This window comes from Paracraurococcus lichenis, assembly GCF_030657435.1.
In the GTDB taxonomy this organism is placed as follows: domain Bacteria; phylum Pseudomonadota; class Alphaproteobacteria; order Acetobacterales; family Acetobacteraceae; genus Paracraurococcus; species Paracraurococcus lichenis.
Genome location: NZ_JAUTWS010000161.1, coordinates 1 through 6,623, shown reverse-complemented (window position 1 = coordinate 6,623; position 6,623 = coordinate 1). Strand labels below are relative to the sequence as shown.

Annotated in this window: 9 protein-coding genes; 5 read left to right on the top strand and 4 right to left on the bottom strand. The window is 63.5% G+C overall.

Annotated features, from left to right (window positions below; translation table 11 throughout):
- Positions 1-710: IS5 family transposase (locus Q7A36_RS37650; protein ID WP_305108929.1), on the top strand; the 710-nt coding region annotated here is incomplete at its 5' end.
- A 306-nt stretch (positions 711-1,016) separates the two neighbouring features.
- Positions 1,017-1,259 (top strand): hypothetical protein, encoded by a 243-nt coding sequence (locus tag Q7A36_RS37645; RefSeq protein ID WP_305108928.1) that lies wholly within the window; start codon positions 1,017-1,019, stop codon positions 1,257-1,259.
- Between the two features lie 210 nt (positions 1,260-1,469).
- Here the strand turns inward: Q7A36_RS37645 and Q7A36_RS37640 are convergent, their stop codons facing one another.
- The 3 genes from Q7A36_RS37640 to Q7A36_RS37630 form a co-directional block, all read right to left on the bottom strand.
- A complete protein-coding gene (locus Q7A36_RS37640; RefSeq protein WP_305108927.1) occupies positions 1,470-2,312 on the bottom strand; it encodes a GNAT family N-acetyltransferase in 843 nt (280 codons plus the stop codon).
- A 76-nt stretch (positions 2,313-2,388) separates the two neighbouring features.
- Positions 2,389-2,823: a hypothetical protein gene (locus Q7A36_RS37635; protein WP_305108926.1), complete on the bottom strand. Its 435-nt coding sequence runs from the start codon at positions 2,821-2,823 to the stop codon at positions 2,389-2,391.
- 153 nt (positions 2,824-2,976) lie between these two features.
- Complete coding sequence (locus Q7A36_RS37630) at positions 2,977-3,519, bottom strand: helix-turn-helix transcriptional regulator (RefSeq protein WP_305108925.1); 543 nt, start codon at positions 3,517-3,519, stop codon at positions 2,977-2,979.
- Between the two features lie 407 nt (positions 3,520-3,926).
- Between Q7A36_RS37630 and Q7A36_RS37625 the strand changes: the two genes are divergently transcribed.
- Positions 3,927-4,199: an antitoxin Xre/MbcA/ParS toxin-binding domain-containing protein gene (locus tag Q7A36_RS37625; RefSeq protein ID WP_305108924.1), complete on the top strand. Its 273-nt coding sequence runs from the start codon at positions 3,927-3,929 to the stop codon at positions 4,197-4,199.
- A 38-nt stretch (positions 4,200-4,237) separates the two neighbouring features.
- The gene (locus Q7A36_RS37620; RefSeq protein WP_305108923.1) at positions 4,238-5,569 is read left to right on the top strand and encodes an MbcA/ParS/Xre antitoxin family protein; all 1,332 of its coding nucleotides are present in this window, start codon (positions 4,238-4,240) and stop codon (positions 5,567-5,569) included.
- On the opposite strand, the gene Q7A36_RS37615 is transcribed toward Q7A36_RS37620, so the two are convergent.
- Positions 5,566-5,838, bottom strand: a complete 273-nt coding sequence (locus tag Q7A36_RS37615) for a hypothetical protein (RefSeq protein ID WP_305108922.1) — start codon at positions 5,836-5,838, stop codon at positions 5,566-5,568. The genes Q7A36_RS37620 and Q7A36_RS37615 overlap by 4 nt on opposite strands.
- Positions 5,839-6,303: 465 nt before the next feature.
- Between Q7A36_RS37615 and Q7A36_RS37610 the strand changes: the two genes are divergently transcribed.
- A partial coding sequence (locus Q7A36_RS37610; RefSeq protein ID WP_305108921.1) for a hypothetical protein occupies positions 6,304-6,623 on the top strand: 320 nt, incomplete at its 3' end.

Sequence of the window (6,623 nt, the reverse complement as noted above, 5' to 3'; positions counted from 1 at the left end):
TGCGGCGCCTGCTGGACGGGCTGTTCTACCTCGTGCGGACCGGCTGTCAGTGGCGGCATCTGCCGCCCCCTCCGGCATTCCCGCCATGGCCGACCATCTACGGCTATATGCGTGCCTTCCTCCGAGACGGGGGGTGGGAGAGCATACGCCACCATATCGTCGTCATGCTGCGCGAGGGCGCGGGGCGCGAGCCAAGCCCGACAGCGGCCATCCTCGACACCCAGAGTGTGAAGACAACGGAGAGCGGCGGGCCTCGCGGCTATGACGCAGCCAAGAAGGTCAAAGGGCGCAAGCGGCACATCGCGGTCGACACGCAGGGGCTGTTGCTTGGCGTGCTCGTGCATGCCGCATCCATCCAGGATGCTGACAGCGCGGGCGAACTGCTCCGGCGTATCAAGCCCCTCTACACCTGGCTTCGGGCCGTGTTCGCCGACAGCATCTACGACCGCCTTGCCGTTCTGCGCGCCTGCTTTCTGCTCGGCCTGACGTTGGTCGTCGTCCGCCGCGTCGCAGGCACCAAGGGCTTCGTCCTGCTGCCACGCAGGTGGCTGGTCGAGCGAACCATCGGTTGGCTCGGGCGATGGCGGCGCCTGTCGAAGGATTACGAGCAACGGCCCGACGTCGCCGAGGCGATGATCACCCTCGCCATGATCCGCCTCATGCTCCACCGCCTCGCTCACCCAAACCGCAAGCGACTTCCTGCCCTGTAGCTTCCAAAACAGCCTTTCAGTTTGCCATAACTGTGCGAGCAGCGGGTAGAGAGCACTTTCCCAGCCGGTACCCGCGAAGCTATCTTGAACGGCACCGTCAGCAGAGCGGAGGTGGATGCCTGTAGCCTGACCCTATCCGCTTCCTCCTCACCGCTCTCGGTCTCTGTGTCTTCATGTGGTGCGCGCTGGTAGTGTGCGGGGCATCAAGGAGCGACAGGCTGCGTCAGCGCCGTTCAATGGCAGGCCTTCAAGTCTCTCTCGAGGACATGCTGCGAAGTATGGCCGCACACAGAAGGGCCAACTCAGATGCCGGATGATGACGTGTCGGACGGCAGCCAACAGGAGCTGAGACGTCGCTTGGAGCAGCGCCTGGAGGAGCAGGCTGTGGAAATGGAGTCGGACGCTGACCTTGTCGAGCTCGCGCAGAGGATCGAAAGGCGGGTGGCGGATGAGCTCAGCCGCGGCGCGTACACAGTGCTCGATGGAGATGAGGCATTGTCCGCGTGGATGAATGAGAAGCTGGCATGTCTTTGTGAGAAATTGCAATGAAGCCGAACGACGATTAGGCGCTGGGCGGTCTGCGCCAGGACGTGACTCTTGACTACGCCATGTCTCCTCTCCAGTTCGGCTTCCTGGATGCCAGGGCTATCGTCCTCACCGCCAACAGCCGCAGCGGCATCAGCACTCTGTCCACCCCGGCATACAACCGAGGCGTCGTGGTCCACGGTGCGCAGTCGGTCAGTAAAAGGTGGACGGGAACTAAGCTCCGCTCGGCTCCCGATATTCCCCTATTGTCATCAGCGTCATCGGCTTCACCACCTGCATGCCTTGCAGGAGGCACCAGCGGAACAGACCGGCCTGCCTCACTGGTAGTAGGAAGGAGACCGGCTCGGGGCTCGCTGCCGCTGCCGCAGCGATGAGCGCCTGCATATCGCCTTCGGTCTCGGCGACCCCATGGTTCATTGGCCAGAATATGGGTGCAGTTGCATAGCCGGTGATCCGGCTGTCGTGCTCAACGACTAGAGGATGGAATGCGTTCAGAGCGTCCCGAAGTTCGGCGCTGCGCTCGACGCCATGAACTGCGGCGCAGATCCGTGCGGCCGGTTCGATGTCGTCGGGCACGAGCGGGCGAACGGTGTAGCCGGGCACCGGTCCACCGCGAGGCGTGCCGGACATCAGCAGCAGGGGCTCCTTCACTTCAAAGCTAAGCGAGGAATAGAGGGCGACCGAACGGGTGTTGAACGCTTCCTGCACGAGGCGCACTCCAACAGCTTCTCCGGCGCGTTCGAGGACGGCCCCCATGATTTGCCGTCCGATGCCGCCTCCTCGATACGCTGGATCAACCGCGATCGGTCCCACTGCGCGGATCGCATCGCGTTCGGTGACGAATCCGGCGCCGACCACCCGTCCGTCCACCTCGGCGACCACTCCGAAAATAGAGGGATGGGCAATGAACATGGCGGCAAACTGTGTGGGGACGTCGATGGACGGGAAGTCTCTCCGGACGCCGTGGGCGTCGGCAATGCCGTTGAAAGCCTCATAGATGATACGGCCGCACACCTTCGCATCGTCGGTCAGAACTGGGCGGATACGCGTGCTCATCCCTAACTGCCTCCTGCCCAGTTATGGCGTGGCTACGTCACGGCTTGCGCTCGCATATATATACCTGTCCAGGTTCTCAGCCGAAGCCTTCGCCACCACGGTACCCGCGCGCCAGCGCCATGACCCGTCCGTGCATCTCGCCGCCTTGTAGGAGTGCTTCGCGGGGCGTCAGCCCGTCCAGAACTGTGTCCTCGGTTACCAGGAACTCCAACGTCACCCAGGGACCCGAGGCTCCAAATGCTGCAATGATGTCCGCGAGGCCGGGAATGGCTTTGCCATTATGGAACTGCGCGCGGGGGTATTCCCAATCGGCCCCTTGGGGCAACGCGAGCAGGACTCCTGCCCGGCGGCGTTCATCAACAACCTGTCGGCCGATACCAAAGAGATGTCCGACGGCCTCGCCGGACAGGATACCGCCCGCGCGTAGTTCGATCGCCCTGCGGTGGACCTCTTCGGTCGTCGGCTCCAGGACCTTGCCGACCATCGCTGGGTCGAGTGGTTTCTGGCCCATACGCATATCCCTCTGAGCGATGAACGACGCTTTGCTCCGGGTGTCTTCGGGTCCGCTTGCACAGGCGTTCAGGCAGGCTGGCGGCAGCGTCGGGGACGGTGCAGGCACCGAGGTTGGGATCTCGCTCCAACATATCGGCACCTCCTGCCCGGGTCAGGCGTGCCGCGCTTCGAACCCGGCGCGTGACAAGCTGAATACGGCCTCCTTGCCCAGGGTGGTCCGATCAACCAGACCGGCCGCCGACATCAGATTGAGAACCCGGGTTAGGTTGGCCTGCCCGAGCGACAGGTGTTTGGCGATGTCGGCGCGGTTGACCTGGCCGCCCCGCCGTTCGAGGAACTCGAGCGCTGCCACGACGTGCTGCCGCTTGGTGACCTCGTGCACAGACAGTGCCTCGGAGACGGCGATGGACTCCGCCAACAACTCGCCGAGCGCGGTGAGGCGTTCGGCCAGGCCAGGCTGGCCATTCAGTGCCATGGAGGACGAGGCGGCGGCGAGGATGTCGCACCAATCCCGCAGCTCCGGGTCGCGGCGCCGCTGGTCGAGCGCTTTCCAGGCCCAGGAGCGCAGGACGAGGTAGGTATCCCGCAACAGCTCCGGCGATGGGTTCCCGAAGGCGGCCAGCAAGGCCTTCCGCGCCTGCACCGGAGTCGCCTCTGCTCGGGCAATGCTGTTCAGGTCGGCTTCCGGCACCATCGCGTGCCTCCGTTCGCTCCCTCTCAATTTTGCAATGTTTTTGCGCACCTTTGAACTCTGGCCTGGGTTCACGACTGGCGGAGCTGACTCATGTCACAGCCCAGCACCGTGTTCGCGCTGACGTTCCTGGCCGCGCCCGGATCGCAATCAGGCATTCGGACCACAGTCCCAGCAGCGCTGCGGTATGCGCGGCGGGTTCGGTCTCGGTGCCGGGCATGGACCGCAGCTTCGGTTATCGCCCTGATATACCTGCTGCCATACACGGGCCCGATCCGCAGGCGATCTGCGCTGAGTTGGGCACCCGTTACGCAATTGGATGACAGTCCAGCATTGCCCGCCTCGGCCGGAAGCGTTCTATTTGTGTTCCTGTTTCTGAGCGTCTCGTCCACCTGGGAGGGGTTGCTGACGTGTCCGAGCCAGAGGATCCGGACGACTTTCAGGCTCTTCAGTGGCTGATTGAGCAGCGCCAAGCAAAGGAATCTGTCGACCTTGAGTACGCTGCGGTGTTGGACGCTGCCACGGACACATGGGGCAGCATGGAGGATGCCCATGAGTGGCTCCACCGGCCGCACGCCTTACTCGGCGATCGCACTCCCGCCGCCGTCGCCACCGAGGGGGATGCCGGACGACAGCAGGTGCTCGACATCCTCGGCCCCCTGCGCGCGGGCACCGCACCGTGAGAGTCCTTGGCTCAACGAAGCTCCCTGAGGGAAGGCGCATGAACGTCAACGAATTTCTGGAGTGGCAGCACAGCGAGCCGGATCTCCATGAACTCATCGACGGCGAGCCGGTCCGCGCATCCGACGAGAAGCAGGCGGCACGACGAATTCTGCGCGTCCTCGCTGCTGCCGCAAAAGCCATCGGCAGCACGAGCGCGGGACAGAGGTGGCTCGAGGAGTTGCAGCCCGAGACCGGCTTCTCGCCAATCGAAGTCGCTGAGGCGGGATGGGGCGGGGTGCTGAGCTGCCTGATGACATTGGAGAACAGGTACCCGGGGTGCACGGCGTACGACTCAGAGACCGCAGCAATCCGCATCGACGCGCCTGCCGACCTGCTTGCGGAGGCCAAGCGCTACGCCGAAATCGAGAACCGCCGCCGCCACAGCGGCCCCGGCCTCCGCATCTTCCTGGCGATCGCCGACTTCTGGGGACTTGATAACGCGCAACGACGCCGCATGCTGGGCGAGGCGCCGGACATTGACAAGTGGATCCAGGCGGCCCAGGAGCACAGGCCGCTGGACCTGCCTCAGGATGTCTTGCAACGGACCGACGTCATCGTCGTCATCTATGGCTGGCTAGCCGTCCTCCTCACGACCGACGAGGAAGGGGTGAAGTGGCTCCGGACCCCGCACGGGGCGGCTGTGTTCGGCGGCAAGCCGCCGCTCGACCTCATCACCGATCGCACGCCCGAGGGGCCGCTCGCTGTCCTGGGTTATCTCCAGGCCACCCGGCACGGCATCTACATGCCCCCGAGACCGCTCGACCGCGTTCGGCAGCCGCTCAACGGCGATGACATCGACTCGTTGACGTTCGACGCCGAGGCCGACATTGCCGCCGGACGCCTCACCGACATCTCGGACGAGGCTGCCTTGGATGCTGCGATGGATCTAGCAGACGAGACGGCGGACATGCTGATCGCAAGCCGCGGGCAGGACGCCGACAGGGGTAAAGGAGCCGCTATGCCCAACACAACCGATGAAGCATCCATGGACGGCGTCCAACTTCGTGCGACCATCCACTTCGGTGCATGGCGCGCACTTAGTCCGTTGCTTGTGGCCCGGAATGCCGCAGAAAACACAAAGTACGAGACAGCGGCTCGGTCCGCCTGGGCCGAAATCGAACGGTTCCTTGATGAGGTCGAAGCGGACGGCGAGAAGGAGGGTCGTCCTCTGGTGCGGCCACCGCCGTACACGGGTGACCGAACAGAAGGTGCCGATGGCGCTACCAAGGTGGTCATCGAGGGTCTTGGGCCCGAGAGCCTCATGCGTCATCCGGAGGCCGAGCGGCTGTCAGGGAGGCCGGTCCGGGTCGCCATCGAACTGCTGGATTAGTTCGGCCTGGCCTTCCGCTGGCGCCGCCCGATGACCTGGTCGACGATCCGCCGCAGGCCGACGGCGTGCTTCTCCGCCGTCGAGTAGGTCTCATACCGGGCCGCCGCAAAATCTGCATCGCCGCGGGCAATGTTCTCCGCAACCTCGTCCCAGACGAGGGCAATGTTCTCGTTTGCGGCGGCGATTCCGCCACCGACCACCTCCGCTATTCCGCGAGCACTGGAGCCATTGCGTGAACAGGACAGCAACGCATAGTAGTCCGAGCGCACAGCATCGCTAAACCTAAGATGAGCTTCAGGGCGGTCCCGCCCCCAGGCTGTCAGGACCTCGCATTCAGTTTACTGCGCGAAACTGTATAGCCTCGATTCAACATACTGGAGAGACTCGGCAAAGATTCCTCTGCCCTCATGAGGCACGTATTTCAAGCATCAAGGAAAACCACACGTCAGCTTCTGCGGAAATCTACCAAACCATTCTTCTATACAGAAAGTTTTAGTTTTGGAGCAAGTTCACCTACAGAACACTTCTCCGCTTCTCATAGGGTTGGCTCTAGCTCGATATCTCTTCTGTCCGGCGGCACCGTTTCGGCAGCAGGGTGGGAGGACACCGGGGTGGATGCAAGTAGTAAGTGGAACCAAGTCCGATCACAACGGTCGGGCGCACGGCTCCCCCAAGGACATCAACAGCGCGGGCGCCCTGTGCAATCACCACGCGCTCTTGGAGCACAACCGAGAATGTCGCCCGACGTGTCAGCATCCCCCGACGCGGACTGGTTGTCGAGCATGCTCTCGCAGTGGCGCGACGAGGGACCGCCCATCCCATTGCCGCCAGAGTCGCCGCCGCTGGTAAGCCGCGACTGGGATCCAATTTCCGGACCACGAGAAGCCTCGATGCATGCAGCGATACTCCGCCGCCATCCTGAGCTCACCTTTGCCTTTAGCGACCTGCCTGTGCTCCGAATGACGCGCCACCGGGTTCCCTTCGGATGGGGCATCAAAAAGGAGTTCGCGAGCCAAGTCACGAATAGAGATGTCTTCGCCCACTCCTCGTTAGA

What these genes read in the sequence shown, in the direction of transcription:
- Q7A36_RS37645 (WP_305108928.1), top strand. Translation starts at nt 1,017, where the DNA reads ATGCCGGATGATGACGTGTCGGACGGCAGCCAACAGGAGCTGAGACGT.
- Q7A36_RS37620 (WP_305108923.1), top strand. Translation starts at nt 4,238, where the DNA reads ATGAACGTCAACGAATTTCTGGAGTGGCAGCACAGCGAGCCGGATCTC.
- Q7A36_RS37630 (WP_305108925.1), bottom strand. Translation starts at nt 3,519, where the DNA reads ATGGTGCCGGAAGCCGACCTGAACAGCATTGCCCGAGCAGAGGCGACT.
- Q7A36_RS37640 (WP_305108927.1), bottom strand. Translation starts at nt 2,312, where the DNA reads ATGAGCACGCGTATCCGCCCAGTTCTGACCGACGATGCGAAGGTGTGC.
- Q7A36_RS37635 (WP_305108926.1), bottom strand. Translation starts at nt 2,823, where the DNA reads ATGGGCCAGAAACCACTCGACCCAGCGATGGTCGGCAAGGTCCTGGAG.